Source organism: Puia dinghuensis, from assembly GCF_014642875.1.
GTDB classification, from domain to species: domain Bacteria; phylum Bacteroidota; class Bacteroidia; order Chitinophagales; family Chitinophagaceae; genus Puia; species Puia dinghuensis.
This window is the reverse complement of record NZ_BMJC01000005.1, coordinates 185,511-199,980: the sequence shown is the minus strand read 5'-3', so window position 1 is coordinate 199,980 and position 14,470 is coordinate 185,511. Positions and strand designations below refer to the sequence as shown.

Annotated in this window: 10 protein-coding genes; 5 read left to right on the top strand and 5 right to left on the bottom strand. The window is 55.7% G+C overall.

Translation table 11 applies throughout. From position 1 onward, the window contains the following. Window positions 1–320 precede the first annotated feature (320 nt). The 5 genes from IEY39_RS22560 to IEY39_RS22540 all read right to left on the bottom strand — a co-directional run bounded on the left by IEY39_RS22560 (window position 321) and on the right by IEY39_RS22540 (window position 6,801). The gene (locus IEY39_RS22560; protein WP_188935965.1) at window positions 321–1,028 is read right to left on the bottom strand and encodes an NUDIX hydrolase; all 708 of its coding nucleotides are present in this window, start codon (window positions 1,026–1,028) and stop codon (window positions 321–323) included. Between the two features lie 73 nt (window positions 1,029–1,101). Continuing rightward, complete coding sequence (locus IEY39_RS22555) at window positions 1,102–2,808, bottom strand: sodium:solute symporter family transporter (protein ID WP_188935963.1); 1,707 nt, start codon at window positions 2,806–2,808, stop codon at window positions 1,102–1,104. Between the two features lie 76 nt (window positions 2,809–2,884). Then, on the bottom strand, window positions 2,885–4,375 hold the full coding sequence (gene araA, locus IEY39_RS22550) for an L-arabinose isomerase (RefSeq protein WP_188935961.1): 1,491 nt from the start codon (window positions 4,373–4,375) through the stop codon (window positions 2,885–2,887). Between the two features lie 34 nt (window positions 4,376–4,409). After that, window positions 4,410–5,108 (bottom strand): L-ribulose-5-phosphate 4-epimerase, encoded by a 699-nt coding sequence (locus IEY39_RS22545; RefSeq protein WP_188935959.1) that lies wholly within the window; start codon window positions 5,106–5,108, stop codon window positions 4,410–4,412. Further along, the gene (locus IEY39_RS22540; RefSeq protein WP_229689034.1) at window positions 5,101–6,801 is read right to left on the bottom strand and encodes a ribulokinase; all 1,701 of its coding nucleotides are present in this window, start codon (window positions 6,799–6,801) and stop codon (window positions 5,101–5,103) included. Before IEY39_RS22540 ends, IEY39_RS22545 begins: the two co-directional genes overlap by 8 nt. A 663-nt stretch (window positions 6,802–7,464) precedes the next feature. Between IEY39_RS22540 and IEY39_RS22535 the strand changes: the two genes are divergently transcribed. The 5 genes from IEY39_RS22535 to IEY39_RS22515 all read left to right on the top strand — a co-directional run bounded on the left by IEY39_RS22535 (window position 7,465) and on the right by IEY39_RS22515 (window position 14,445). After that, window positions 7,465–7,680 carry a helix-turn-helix transcriptional regulator gene (locus IEY39_RS22535; protein ID WP_188935957.1) on the top strand — a complete coding sequence of 72 codons (216 nt, stop codon included), beginning with the start codon at window positions 7,465–7,467 and terminating at the stop codon, window positions 7,678–7,680. A 146-nt stretch (window positions 7,681–7,826) separates the two neighbouring features. Continuing rightward, window positions 7,827–9,623: a tetratricopeptide repeat protein gene (locus IEY39_RS22530; protein ID WP_188935955.1), complete on the top strand. Its 1,797-nt coding sequence runs from the start codon at window positions 7,827–7,829 to the stop codon at window positions 9,621–9,623. A gap of 4 nt (window positions 9,624–9,627) precedes the next feature. Next, a complete protein-coding gene (locus tag IEY39_RS22525; protein WP_229689033.1) occupies window positions 9,628–10,797 on the top strand; it encodes an EamA family transporter in 1,170 nt (389 codons plus the stop codon). A gap of 10 nt (window positions 10,798–10,807) precedes the next feature. Then, window positions 10,808–12,037: a Pycsar system effector family protein gene (locus IEY39_RS22520; RefSeq protein WP_188935953.1), complete on the top strand. Its 1,230-nt coding sequence runs from the start codon at window positions 10,808–10,810 to the stop codon at window positions 12,035–12,037. A gap of 44 nt (window positions 12,038–12,081) precedes the next feature. Beyond that, entirely contained in the window at window positions 12,082–14,445 is a 2,364-nt protein-coding gene (locus tag IEY39_RS22515; RefSeq protein ID WP_188935951.1) for a GAF domain-containing protein, read from the top strand. Window positions 14,446–14,470 lie beyond the last annotated feature (25 nt).

Genomic DNA, 14,470 nt, shown 5'->3' with positions numbered 1-14,470 from the left:
GGTCGAGTCAGATAACTGTCAAATTTACCATTCTCATTGGATTATACAAATCTCCGGCATATTAAATTACGGGTTTTAGCATGAAAATTAAGGGTTTGCGTACTTGCTACGCATTTGCCTGCGCGCGAATTAACGTTACGGAAACGTTTGCATTAGTTGCTAACAGTGTTAGGGGGAGGGGTGCAGTGATAGGGGGTGTACACAGGTTGTGGTTAGGGGGTACGGTGATAGGGGTGAGGGGGTGTACACCGTTTGTGGGGAGGGGATGTGCATTGTTTGTGGGGAGGGGAATAGTGTTTGGGAGTAAGAGGATGCCCGTATCAGAGTAGTAATTTGTCCGGATTGGGGATGAAGTTGAGGAAGGCCTGGAAGTTGGCCTTGTATTTCCGTTTGTCCAGTTTGTAATAGAATGCGCCTTTTTTCGAGTTGGCTTTATCCTTTTCTTTTTGTTTGATGAGGAGTTCGGTGGAGAGCACCTTGCGGCTAAAGTTGCGGTTGTCGAAGGTGGTGTCATAGATGCCTTCATAGAGGATCTGGAGTTGCGGGATGGTGAATTTTGCGGGGAGCAATTCGAAGAGGATGGGGTGCAGGGCGGCTTTGTAGCGGAGTTGTTTTTTGGCGTTCTCCACCATCTTTTTGTGATCGAAGATGAGTTCGGGCAGTTTTTTTATGTGCACCCATTCGGCGTGGTATTCGGTGCTCAGCTGTTTTTCGTACTGGTGGATATCGATGAGGGCGAAGTAGGCGATGCTGAGGACTCGTTCGACGGGGTCGCGGAGGGGTTCGCCGTAAGCCTTCATCTGTTCCATATATACACCTTCGAGTCCGGTGAGTTTTTTCAGGACACGGTTGGCGGCTTGTTCGAGGCTTTCGTTTTCCTGGAGGAAGCCGCCCATGAGGCTCCATTTGCCTTTTTCGGGTTTGAGGCCGCGTTGGATGAGCAGGAGTTTGATGTCTGTTCCGTCGAATCCGAAGATGATACAGTCTACGGCTACCAGCATGCGGGATTCCCCCGTGTATCGAGTCATTTAGTTAGAATGGTTTAAGTGTAGTTAGTGTGAATATTACGCTTTTGTGAATATAGTATTTTTAGACCAACAACTACCAGAATTTTACATAGAGACCCATTAGGATGATAAGGGTTGCAACGATGAGGGCCATGATCGAGGGTTTGACCTTGAACATGGCTCTATCGAGCTGGAAGGCCTTTGGATTGATGCGGGGGCCGCCGAGGCTGATGCCGATCATGACGATCATCGTGAAGAGGAAAGCCAGGCCCATGCAAATGAGGAAGGGGATCTCCCATACCGTGGTGAGGACTCCGTTGACTACTTCCTGTGTAGGATAAGCGGTGTAGAGGAAGTTCTCATGCCCGAGCACCTGCGGGGCGAATTCGTTGAAGAAGACGCAGAGGACGAAGCCGGTGATGAGGCCTCCGACGGCGGCGGCGCCGGTGGTGCGTTTCCAGAACATGCCGAGCAAGAACATGGCGAGTACGCCAGGCGAGATGAAGCCGGTGTATTTCTGGATGTAGGTGAAGCCGCCGCTGCTGCTGATGCCGAGCAGGTCTTTCCAGGTGAAGATGATGCCGACGAGCAAGGCGACGATGATGGCGGCGCGGCCGGTCCACACCATTTTCTGTTCGTCGGCGTCCTTCCTGATATATTTCTTGTAGACGTCCAGTGTAAAGATGGTGGAGATGCTATTGATCTTTCCTGCCAGCGAAGAGACGATGGCGGCGGTGAGTGCGGCGATAGAGAGCCCCTTGAGGCCTGCGGGCAGGAAGCCGAGCATAGCGGAGTATGCGTAGTCTTTGCTTCCGCCTGCGAGGTTGAGGTGTCCATGTTTGTACAGAACGAAGGCTGCGATGCCGGGGAGCATGACGATGATGGGCATGAGCAGTTTGAGGAAGCCGGCGAAGAGGATGCCGGTGCGGGCGGTCTGGAGGTTAGCGCCCAGCGCCCGTTGGGTGATATACTGATTACAGCCCCAGTAGTTGAGGTTGACGATCCATTGGCCGGCGAAATACATGGAGATGCCGGGCAGGACGAGGTATTTGTTGATCTCGAGCTGACTGGTGGTGGGACCGGGTTTGTCGAAGATCATCTTGAAGTGTTCGGGGGCGTCTTTCAACATCGCGGTGAAGCCGGCGAGCGCGTTGGAGCCGAGGCCGAAGGTTTCCGACACGACGGTGAGGGCGAGATAGGTCGTGGCCAGGCCGCCGATGATGAGGACGCCTACTTGTATGACATCGGTGAAGCCGATGACCTTCATGCCGCCGAGGGCGATGAGAAGGGAGAAGATGGCGAGACCGATCATGATGGTGTGGAGATGCTGACCATCAACGAGGCCATTGATGGCGACGGCGCCGAGATAGAGGATCGATGTCAGGTTGACGAAGACATAGAGCAGCAGCCAGAAGATAGCCATGATGAGGGCGACCGTCTCGTTGTAGCGTGTTTTGAGGAACTGCGGCATCGTATAGATCTTGTTCTTCAGGTAGACCGGAATGAACCAGATGGCGATGATGATGAGGGCTATGGCGGCGATCCATTCATAGGCCGCGACAGCGATGCCGGCGAAGAATCCGTCACCGCTCATGCCGATGAACTGTTCGGCGGAGATATTGGAGGCGATGAGGGAGGCGCCGATGGCCCACCAGGTGAGGGAGCCTTCGGCGAGGAAGAAGTCATGGGTATCGGTGACGGCTTTTTTCTTCCGGCGATAGATCCAATATCCGTAGGAGGCTACCAGGGCGAAGTAGATGAGAAAGACGATGTAGTCGGCGGCGACGAGACTTTTGTTCATGAGCAATCGGTGGTTTTGCGGTGGTTGGTGGGTGTGATGGTTTTGCGATGGGCGTTGCGGTTCTGGTTATAAGGATTTAGGGCCGATAGTAGGCTTCGTTCCAGCGGAGTTCGTTGCGGAACTGGTATAGTTCGGTTTGTTTGCCGATGAGGGCGAATTCGATGCCGGCCATGTCGGCGAAGTCGCGCAGGTGTTCGGCGGTGAGGTTTTGGCTGTAGCCGGTGTGGTGGGCGCCGCCTGCCAGGATCCATGCGGTGCAGCCGGTCTTCATATCCGGGTAGGGCTTCCAGAGGACGCGGGCGACGGGCAGTTTTGGCAGGGGATGGGTTGGCGCCACGGCTTCCACTTCATTGACCAGGAGGCGGAAGCGGTTGCCCATGTCGATGATGGAGGCGTTGAGGGCCGGGCCGGCGGCGGAGTTGAAGACGAGTCTCACCGGATCGGCTTTGCCACCGATGCCCAGCGGGTGGATCTCGCAGGAGACGGGGCCGGTGGAGATGGATTCGCAGATCTCGAGCATATGGGCGCCGAGGACGAGGTTGTTGCCGGGTTCGAAGTGGTAGGTGTAGTCTTCCATAAAGGAGTTGCCGCCGGGTAGTCCGCTGCCCATTACTTTCATGGCGCGGACAAGGGCGGCTGTTTTCCAGTCGCCCTCACCGGCGAAGCCGTACCCGGCGGCCATGAGGCGCTGGGCTGCGATGCCTGGCAACTGTACCATTCCGTGGAGGTCTTCGAAGGTGTCGGTAAAACCTTTGAAGTTGCCGTTTTCGAGGAAGGCTTTTATGCCAAGCTCGATTTTGGCGGCCTCCCGGAGGGAGGCGTGTTGCGACTTGCCTTTGCGGAGGGTGTCGGCTAATTGGTAGCGTTGTTCGTATTCGTTGATGAGGGTATCGACGGCGCTGCCGGCGATGGAGTTGATCACTGTGACGAGGTCGCCTACGCCATGGGTGTTGACGGAGTAGCCGAATTGCATTTCAGCTTCTACTTTGTCGCCTTCGGTGACGGCTACCTGCCGCATGTTATCGCCGAAGCGGACGAATTTTGCACCTTGCCAGTCATGCCAGCCGGCGGCGGCGCGGGACCAGGCACCGAGGTGGGCAAGGGTTTCGGGGTCCTGCCAGTGGCCGGTGACTACTTTTCTATTGAGGCGCATGCGGCTCATGATGAACCCGAATTCCCTATCGCCGTGGGCGCTTTGGTTGAGGTTCATGAAGTCCATATCGATATCGCCCCAGGGGATGTCGCGGTTGAACTGGGTATGCAGGTGGACGAGGGGTTTTTGGAGGGTGCGGAGGCCGCCGATCCACATCTTTGCGGGGGAGAAGGTGTGCATCCAGGCGATGATGCCGATGCAGTTTTGGGTGGTATTGGCTTCGACGCAGGTGTGATAGATCTCTTCCGGGGTTTTGACGGTTGGGCGGAAGACGACTTTTACCGGGATCTGTGAGGCGTCATTGAGGGCTTTTGCGATGGTTTGGGAATGGGCGGCTACCTGTTTTAAGGTTTCTTCGCCGTACAGGTGTTGGCTGCCAGTGACGAACCAGACCTCGAGTTTTTTTAAGTCCATGTGTAAGTTGATGGTAGAGGTGGAATATTGTTGGTTATTGTCCGTAATAAGAGTGTGGGCCGTGCTTTCTTTCGTAATGTTTTTTTATCAGGGAATCTTTTAGCCGGGGGGCGTCGTTGCGAATCTGTTCGGTGAGATAGGCCATTTGGGCCACCGACTCGAGGACGGCGCTGTTGTAGACGGCTTTTTCCGGTGTTTTACCCCAGGTGAAGGGGGCGTGGTTGCCGATGAGGACCATTTCCACTTCTTCATAGTTGAGGCCCCTGTCGCGGAAGGCGTTGAGGATCTGGAAGCCTGTCTGGTATTCGTAATCTCCGAGGATCATCTCGTCATTCATCGGCGGGGCGCAGGGAATGTCTACCGTGTTATGATCGGCGTGTGTGGTGCCGAAGATGGGGATATCGCGTTGGGACTGGGCCCAGGCGGTGGCATAGGTGGAGTGGGTGTGGGCGATGCCCCCGATGTTGGGCCAATGTTTGTACAGCACGGCATGCGTGAGGGTATCGGATGAGGGGCGCAATTTCCCTTTTACGGTCTTGCCTTCGAAGTCGACGATGACCATTTTCTCCGGGGAGAGATCGCTGTAGGGGACCCCACTGGGTTTGATGGCGAAGACGCCCAGATCGCGATCGGCGGCGCTGACGTTGCCGAAGGTGAAGAGAACGAGGCCAAGCTTTGGAAGCTGCCTGTTGGCTTCGTAGGCGGCTTCCTGGATATGATCGTATTTACTCATAGTCTTTTGTTGTGTGTTCAACGAATTGGCCCAATTGCCCATATCTGCGGAGGCGGAGTTCGTAGATGGCGGCGCGGGCCGGGTCGGGTGTATAGGTGGCGTCGAAGCCCTGGCCAATAGCGTTCATGGCTTCTTCTACTTTTGGATAGAGACCGGCGGCGGTGGCGGCGAACATGGCTGCGCCCAGGGCACAGGTTTGTTCGGAGGAGTGGATGCGCAGGGGTCGGTTCATGACGTCGGCCATCATCTGCATGATGAAAGGCGATTTTTTTGCTACGCCGCCGAGGCCGATGAGTCCTTTTACGGGGACGCCTTCGCTGATGAAGCGGTCGACGATGGTGCGGGCGCCGAAGCAGGTAGCTTCCACGATGGAGCGGAAGACCCTGGGGGCGTCGCTACCCAGGGAAAGGCCGGTGATGGCCCCTTTTAGCAATTGGTTGGCGTCGGGGGTGCGGCGGCCGTTGAACCAGTCGAGGGACAGTTCGTCGTTGGGTTCGAGCGGGAGGGCGGCGGCGTGGCGGCTGAGTTGGGGGATAATCTTATCTATGATGGCGTCGACGTTGTTTGTGGCGGAGTTGCCGGATGCGGCGGGGTTGTCGATTAGCTGGAGGGGCCAGGCGATGAGGTTGCGGAACCATGCGTAGGCGTCGCCGAAGGCCGATTGGCCGGCTTCCATGCCCATCATGCCGGGGATGACGGAGCCGGGGACCTGGCCGCAGATGCCTTTTACCAGCAGTCCTTCTACTTCCTTCAGCGGGGCGACGAGCATGTCGCAGGTGGAGGTGCCCATCACTTTGCTGAGGTGGTAGGGTTCGATCTGGCCGCCGACGGCGCCCATGTGGGCGTCGAAGGCGCCTACACCTATGATGACGTTGGGGTTCAGACCGAGGCGTTGGGCCCATTCGGGTGATATGGGACCGGCGGCCTGGTCGGCCGTGTAGGTTGTTTTGGGCAGTCTTGTGGTGAAGGCTTTTAACAGCGGATCGAGGGATGAGAAGAATTCGTCGGGCGGGTAGCCGTTGAATTCCTTTGCCCAGAGGGCTTTGTGGCCTGCCGCGCAGACCCCGCGTTTCATCGCGGCGGCATGACGGCCGCCGGTGAGCAGGAAGGGGATCCAGTCGCAATGCTCTACCCAGGAGTAGCAGGCTTTTCTAACGGAGTCGTCCACCCGAAGGATATGCAGCAACTTGGCCCAGAACCATTCCGACGAGTAGATGCCGCCGACGAACTGAAGATAGTTGACGTCGAAGGTGGCGGAATGGGTGTTGATGGCGGCGGCTTCTTTTATGGAGCTGTGGTCTTTCCAGAGGACGAACTGGGCGTTGGGGTTTTGTTCGAATCCGGGTAGCAGGCCCAGTGGGGTGCCCGATTCGTCGACGGCCACGGGGGTGGAGCCGGTGGTGTCTACGGAGATGGCCCGGATGTTTTGGGCTACGGCGGCGCCGGCCTGCTGCAGGCAGGCTTTTATGGTGGATTCGAGTCCTTCGATGTAGTCGAGGGGATGTTGTCGCCAGACGTTTTCCGCGGGGTTGCAGTATAGTCCGTCCTTCCAGCGTGGGTAAAAGAAGACGGATGAGGCGATCTCGTTGCCGTTGGCGGCGTTGACGATGAGTGAACGGACGGAGTCTGTGCCGTAGTCTACTCCTATAACGAATTGATCTTTTCCCATATGGCTGGTTGCGGTATTCGGCATTTTTTTGACGAAGACTTGTCAAAATAACATTTAATTTTTTGTTTTTAAAAATATATTTCGGGGAGTATGTGTGGGCGCTGCGGGATGAGGGATGAGGGGTAGTATGCAGGGGTGTTGCGGGATGAGGGATGGGAGGTTGTATGCGGGGGTTCAGTGGGATGATGGATGGGGGATGAGGGATGGGGGAGAAAAGCCTCGATGGGTTGGCACTTTGATTTGTGTGGGTGGCGGATGCCGGGGAAAGGTTGTAATTCTGTGGAGTGGGGTCTGCGGTGGGAAAGAACCGGGGTGGTAAGGGGGGATTGGGGGCTGATGTGGGGGTGGAGTGGGGGAAGTTTCGGTGCAGTATGGCTGCGGGGAAGGGGGTGGGCCGGTTTTTTGCAGGAGGATGTGGAGATCGCATATAAAAAAATCCGAAGATGGGCTGAGGGGCCATCTTCGGATACATTACGCAAAATAAAATGCCAGAGCCTTAACCAAATTTATCAGACCGTGTAAAATACGTAAAAATTATTTTATAATACGGTATAGTGATTAAAAAATACTTTAGAAGTATTTGATATATCTAAAAGGCATTGATTCCTAGAAGTTTATCTTCGCTTTTGCGTGTTGGTTATACGAGAAATAACCTAAATTGTCTTACCCCTCAAACCGCTGGAGAAAATGGAAAAAAAACTTAAGATCAACAGGATCAAAGCCGTCTTAGCAGAGAAAGATATATCGCATAAGGAGTTGGCGATCAGAGTCGGCATTGCGCCCAACAGTGTTACCAGGATTTGCAACAACGAATTTCAACCTACACTAAAATTACTTCGGGAGATTGCCCTGGCACTGGATGTGGATATCCGGGAGTTGTTGATTCCTACACGAGTGATCTGACAGCAGCCTTAAAAATTGTCTTATTGTGGGTCAAACTCCCCGTTCCTGATTATTTTATGGGGTGGTGTGGAGCGCTGAAGCATTGCGGTTTTTATAATGTGACGGGAAGGGGAACTGAACTCCCTGGAGGATGGTATCTTTAGGGCATGCGATATCTATTCCTTATTCTTTTGTTGCGGATGGGGCTGGTTGGCTTTGCGCAGGACTCGTCCGCGTTTTTCGGGGACAGCCTGAAGAAGCGGCTGGCGGGGGCGCAAACGACCGCCGACAAGGTTCATTTTCTGATGGACCTGGCGACTACTGCGCCGGATTCGATGCAGGCGGAGGTCTATGCCAGGGAGGCGGTGACCGATGCGGAGCTGAGCCGCGACAGGCGGTTGATGGCCACGACCTACCTGCGCAATGGGGAGCGCTATCTTAACATCCAGGGGCTCGAGGGCAACCTGGAAAAGGCTCAACATTGTTTCGAGCTGGCAGAGCAGGGCGCAAAGGAGGATGGTCTTTTGCGGCTGCTGACCGAGAGTTATGCCGGACTTTCGCGGATGTGGCGGATAAAGGGTGACAATGAGAAGGCGCTTTCTTTCAGCAACCTGGCGATGGCCACTGCGGTGAATACGGACAACGACAGTGCGAAGGTGACGGCCTATGCTACCATGGGGGATGTATACCGGGACATGAAGAATATGCCGATGGCTTTCGAGCATTATTCGGAAGCCTTGTCGCTTGCGGAAGAAAGCAGGGATGGCCGGCTGTTGCGGCGCGTGTACCTGGGGTTATCCTACTTTTATGGCGCGATGCTTGAATACGGGAAGGCGATAGATGAAATGATGCAGGCGTATGAAGTGGATCGCCGGCTATGGGACGGGAGCAATATGCTGATGGACCTCAACCGGCTTGGCGAGCTGTTTGGGAATAACAAGCAGCATGACCTGGCGCTGCAGGTGTATGAGCATTCGCTTGCGCTGGCGGACACGTTGCATTATGACCTGTTGAAGATCACTTCCTATTTCCGGATATTCAACCTGTATTATTTTCAGACCAGGGAGTATGTAAAAGCGTTGCATTATCTTCTCGGGCAGCGGGTGCTGTTCGATTACCTCCTGCATTTCGGGTATGGTTTTTATCTCATGCAGATAAAGGCGGTGGCCTTTACTGAGGAGGGCCGGTATGACAGCGCGATGTATTATTTCCGGCTGGCCGAGCCCCTGGTCTCCGAGCGGGGGAATATCGAGGTGAAGGCCGGGTTCTGCCAGTCTTTCGGCGACTATTATATCAAACGGCGGCAATACCCGGAAGCGATTGGTTATTACAGAAAGGCTTTTGACCTGGTGGCTGCGGAGAAGGACCTCGATAACGAGCAAGGGTTTGCGGACTCGCTGCAGCGGTTGTACGAGCAGGTGGGGGATTACCGGAGTGCCCTTGTATATAACCGATTGGCGAGTGCGGAGGGAGACAGCCTGCGGGCGAAGACGCAGGAGACGGAGCTGATGAAGCTGGAGGTGGAGACGGAGAACCGGCGTAAGGAGCGACAGGCGCGGGACGAGGAGCTGAATAAGGAGCGCCGCCATAATATTCAGTATATGGGGTTCACGGCGGGGCTGGTGCTGCTGTTTATCACTATTGTTATGCTGGGGCGGCTGCCGGTGTCGGTGGGGGTGATTCGTACGGTGGTGTTCTTGTCCTTTATTTTCCTCTTTGAGTTTATCATTCTGCTGCTGGACAGGACCATCCAGGCGTGGACGCATGAGGAACCATGGAAGGTGCTTTGTATCAAGATCGTGCTTGCGGCGGGACTGGTGCCGCTGCATCATTGGTTGGAGCATCGGGTTATTCATTATATTAGTCACCGGCGCGGGCGGGGGAGTCATGCTTCGGGGGCGGAGGGGGTAGTGGCGGCTGTGACGGAAGGGACTCAGACGATGCAAGGGACACATAAAATTTAGGCCTATGGCAACTGTTGAGAATGGACCTGCTGCCGATGTTGTGAAGAGACCCGCCCCGATGATGATGGTGGTGATAGCCTTTGCCACCGTCTATCTTGTCTGGGGCTCGACTTATTTTTTTATCCGGCTTTCGGTAGCGCATATTCCGCCGATGTTGGTGGGGGTGTTGCGCTATCTGTTTGCGGGTATCCTGTTGTTGGCGTGGTGTGTGGTGCGGGGGGAGAATATTTTTTCACGCGGGGTTGTCGGGCCGGCTTTTGTGTCGGGTTTCTTTTTGCTTTGCGGCGGTAATGGGATCCTTATCTGGGCCGAGCAGTATGTTCCGAGCAGTCTGGCGGCGGTGTTGCTGGCGTCGGGGCCTATCTGGTTTGTGTTGCTGGACAAGCGGCAGTGGGCGGTGAATTTCCGGAGCCGGAGCACGCTGGCGGGGCTGGTGATCGGGTTCATCGGAGTGCTGTTGCTTTTTTCCGAGCGGCTGAAGGGGGGAGCGGTGGCTTCGGGTGTTGCTGGGGCTTCGGGAGTTGCGGGGGCGGGTACGGGATTGCCGGGTATTAGCTCCATTGCGTTGGGGGTGCTTGTCGTCGGGTCGATCTCCTGGGCGGCGGGTTCGCTTTATTCCAAATATCATAGTGCGCCGGTGTCGAATTCGGTGAATGCGGGCTGGCAGATGTTGCTGGCGGGGCTTGTGTTCCTTCCGGCGAGTTTGGTCAGCCGCGAGTGGACGGGGTTCCATTTTCGGGATGTTCCGGTCTCGTCCTGGCTGGCGATCGCCTATCTTGTGACGATGGGGTCGCTGGCGGGATATAGCGCCTTTGTCTGGCTGTTGCAGGTGCGGCCCGCCACGCAAGTGAGCACGCATGCCTATGTCAACCCCGTGGTGGCAATTTTGCTCGGGGTGTTCTTTGCCGGGGAGAGCCTATCGCCGGTGCAGTTGTTGGGGCTGGTGGTGATATTGACCAGCGTGTTGCTGATCAACCTGGTGAAGTATCGGAAGAAGGTGGCGGCGGCGGTGGGGGTGAAGCTGGGTGGGAAGGATGTGGCGGGGGTGCGGACGGAGGCGGGAGATGTGCGGGGGAGCGGTGAGGTGAGGGGCGCGAAGACGAGTGAGGGGATGGATGCGGGGGGTAAGGGGATGGATGCTGAGGGTGAGGCGGCGGGCGTAGAAAAAGAGTAAATTTGTCTGCATGGATTATAGAAGCACATTAGAACAGGCGCAGCATTACGTACGGAGTTTATTTGGCACGCATGTCAATGAGAAATTGCATTATCATAACCTGCTGCATACGGAGAAGGTGGTGGGGGCGGCGACACAGATCGCGCAGCATTACCAGCTGAACGATGTGGACTTTTTCACTGTCGTTGTGGCGGCGTGGTTTCATGATATCGGATATCTCACCGGTGAGGGGACGGGGCATGAAGAGCGGGGTGCACGGATGGCGCAGAGTTACCTGGAGGGTACGGGGCTGGAGCACCCCATCATCGAAGCTGTCAGCCGTTGTATCATCGCTACGCAGCTGCCACAGCGGGCGGTTGGGTTGACCGAGCAGATCGTTTGTGATGCCGACCTCTTTCACCTGGGGACGGATGATTTCAGCGAGCGTAATAAGCTGATGCGTAAGGAGGCGGAGGAGATTTCGGGCCGGAAGATCAGCAAGGACGAGTGGCGGCGGAGCACGATCCGGTTTTTGGAAGCTCACCGGTATTATACGGACTATTGCCGGCTGCTGTTGAATGAAAAGCAGCATGAGAATCTGATGAAGTTGCGGGCAAAGGACCCGGAGGGTCCGGGTAATTCCCTCGATACCCTGCTGCACGAGCATGGGGTGGATGATGAAGCGGAGCATAAGCCGGTGACGAAAGATAAAAAAGACAAGAAGAAGGATCCGGGCAGGGGGATCGACACGGTGTTTCGCATTACTTCCAATAATAATCAGCGGCTGAGTTCGCAGGCGGATAGCAAGGCGCATATTCTCATCCAGGTGAACGCGATCATTATTTCCGTCGTGCTGAGCGTGCTGCTGAGGAGGATCGAGGAGTATACGAATCTTACGATACCGGCGATAATGCTGCTGACGGTGAACCTTGTTACGATAATCTTCTCTATTCTGGCCACGCGGCCGCATATTCCGCCGGGGACGTTCAACCAGGCGGACCTGGATGAAAAAAAGGTGAACTTGTTGTTCTTTGGTAATTACTACCGGATGAGCCTGGAGCAGTATGCCAGCGGGATGCTGGTGATGATGGATGATTCAGATTTTTTATACGGCAGCCTGATCAGGGATGTGTATTTTCAGGGTATCGCGCTTGGGAAGAAGTACCGGTGGTTGCGGCTTTCGTATGACGTGTTCATGTGGGGGCTTATCGCTTCGGTGGTGGCCTTTCTGATCGGGGCGCTTGCTTTTCCGTCCAAGTGAGAACGAGCCCCGGCCGGTCGTTCGGGGGGTAAACCTTATTAGTCATGCAGAACTCTGTTATCTATATAATTAAAGAGCTGGAGGGGGCGGGGCAGTTGGACTCCCGGCTTTCCTTCGACGGATTCGTCCATTTCCTGCAGCGGCGGCGTGCGGAAGATACGACCATGCGGGTGAAAATGCTGGATTATATGATCCATTATTTCGAGGAGCGGCTTGGAGGAAAGCGTTATTTCGAAGAGGAGGAAATGAGCCAGTACGCCGATCTGCTGGAACTGGTCTATACCGCGGCCTTCCCGGTGGTGGCCGACGAGCGGGATTTCGCCTGGGCCCTGGGGGTACCGGTGAAGCCGGTGGTCTTTTATGGCACGGATGCCTTCTATGACAAGCTGCGGGACCCGGTGACGCACAAGATCAGGGCCTGTATGATCGATGATCAGAACCAGGAGCGGACGAAGATGAACCTGGAGCTGATCTATTCCATTGTCCTGCAACATTTGTATGGATATGACCTGCCGGCCGGCAATTCCATGATCCGAAGCATGCATAATGTGGCGACGGGGCTGCCCAGCTATTACAAGCTGAATGTCGACAGCCGGTTTATGGAGGTGGTGCCGAAGGGTGAGCTTCCGCCGTTGGACCCTGAAGAGCTGCAGCGGCGGCACCCGGGGCCACAGCTGATACAGTGGCTGCTGGAACAGCTGCCCTTGAGCGCCTTTCGCTTCGAAGGGATCTCCGCGATCACGGTGACGGATATTACAAGGGAATATGTAGTGGATAGTATCAAGAATCTTATTCTAAATCCCGATCACAGTGACGAGGCGGCCTTGCAGCAGGAGGTGATACGCTATTTGAATATCCTGGTGGGGTGCAGCGAACTGCATTTTGGGCTGTTGCCCCTGCTGATGGTGAACGGGCGGCCGGTGTATTCGGCTTTGACATGTAACAGCAGTATCCTTTGGGAGGCGGCCGGGAGCAACGCGGTGATGGAGAAGACTTATCTGTGCCTGGCGGACCGCTATGTCAAGGACCCGCGCCTTATTTTGTACGAGACCATTCCTGCGCATGAACCAGGGGAGCCTTTCTTCCTGGAGACCTTGCGGCGGGCTGGTATGGCCTCCTATGGGATTGTGCCGGTGTATCATAATAACCGGCTTTCGGGGGTGCTGGAGGTCTCTTCCCGCAAGCAGGGGCCGGTGAGTGAGGAGCTGCTGGACCGGCTGGACGTTGTGATCCCCCTGCTGGCCCAGTTGTTGCGGCGCGGTATCGATGAGTTCGATGCGCGCATAAAGGCGATCGTCAAGGAGAACTTTACCTCGATCCAGCCGGCGGTGGAGTGGAAGTTCAATGAAGCGGCGTGGCATTACGAGCGGATGGTGGAGGACGGTTCGGCGCCTTCCCCGGAGCTGGAGCTACCTTCGGTGGAGACCATCTATTTTAAAGATGTGTATCCTTTATATGGGGCGGTGGATATCCGGAATTCCACGATGGAGCGGAACGGCGCGTTGCGGCGGGATCTGCAGACGCAGTTCAGGTTATTGACGGAGACACTGTCGGCCTTACAGGCGGCGGCGAACCTGGAATTGCTGGAAGGATTGCTGCACCAGACCCAGAAATGGGTGCAGGCGTTGAATGGGGCGCTAACGACGGCCGACGAGCTGAACCTGAATCTCTTTCTCCGGGATAAGGCGGGCCATTTTCTGACGCATTTCAAGGAGACGAGGCCCGATCTTGAACGGCTTATAACGCCTTACCTGGCGGCGATAGAAGAGACGGCGGGGGAAGCGTTCAAATACCGGCGTGAGCTGGAGAACTCGATACAGCTTGTCAACAAGACGATCAACGGTCTGCTGGAGGATTCGATGGTCGAGCTGCAAAAATCTTATCCGTTCTATTTTGAGAAGTTCAGGACGGATGGGGTGGAGTATGATGTCTATATCGGCGCATCGATCGCCCCGACTCATTCTTTCGACCTGTTGTATCTGCGTAATCTCCGGCTCTGGCAGTTGAAGTCGATGGCGATGGTGGCGCGGCGGACGCATGAGCTGTTGCCGGAGCTGCCTGAGGCGTTGCAGACCACGCAGCTGATCTTTGTCCATTCTTCGCCGATAGATATCAGCTTCCGGAAGGACGAACGCCGGTTCGATGTCGAAGGTGGATATAATATCCGCTACCAGGTGGTGAAGAAGCGGATCGACAAGGTGCGGGTACAGGATACGAATGAGCGGCTGACGCAACCAGGGAAGGTCGCGATCATTTATTTCAATGACCGGGAGGCGGAGGAATATGAGGGGTATATCAAGTATTTGCAGGAGTTGAATGTCCTGACCGGGGAGGTAGAACGACTCGACCTGGAGGAGTTGCAGGGGGTGAGCGGGCTGAGGGCGTTGCGGGTGGGGGTGATCTGGTGAGGTCGCGGGGGACATGAGAATGATG

Bases quoted from the DNA above. Each gene is read 5' to 3' on its own strand.
- IEY39_RS22540 (WP_229689034.1), bottom strand. From the start codon at position 6,801: ATGCCGAATACCGCAACCAGCCATATGGGAAAAGATCAATTCGTTATA.
- IEY39_RS22545 (WP_188935959.1), bottom strand. From the start codon at position 5,108: ATGAGTAAATACGATCATATCCAGGAAGCCGCCTACGAAGCCAACAGG.
- IEY39_RS22515 (WP_188935951.1), top strand. From the start codon at position 12,082: ATGCAGAACTCTGTTATCTATATAATTAAAGAGCTGGAGGGGGCGGGG.
- IEY39_RS22560 (WP_188935965.1), bottom strand. From the start codon at position 1,028: ATGACTCGATACACGGGGGAATCCCGCATGCTGGTAGCCGTAGACTGT.
- IEY39_RS22520 (WP_188935953.1), top strand. From the start codon at position 10,808: ATGGATTATAGAAGCACATTAGAACAGGCGCAGCATTACGTACGGAGT.
- IEY39_RS22535 (WP_188935957.1), top strand. From the start codon at position 7,465: ATGGAAAAAAAACTTAAGATCAACAGGATCAAAGCCGTCTTAGCAGAG.
- IEY39_RS22555 (WP_188935963.1), bottom strand. From the start codon at position 2,808: ATGAACAAAAGTCTCGTCGCCGCCGACTACATCGTCTTTCTCATCTAC.
- IEY39_RS22530 (WP_188935955.1), top strand. From the start codon at position 7,827: ATGCGATATCTATTCCTTATTCTTTTGTTGCGGATGGGGCTGGTTGGC.
- IEY39_RS22525 (WP_229689033.1), top strand. From the start codon at position 9,628: ATGGCAACTGTTGAGAATGGACCTGCTGCCGATGTTGTGAAGAGACCC.
- araA (WP_188935961.1), bottom strand. From the start codon at position 4,375: ATGGACTTAAAAAAACTCGAGGTCTGGTTCGTCACTGGCAGCCAACAC.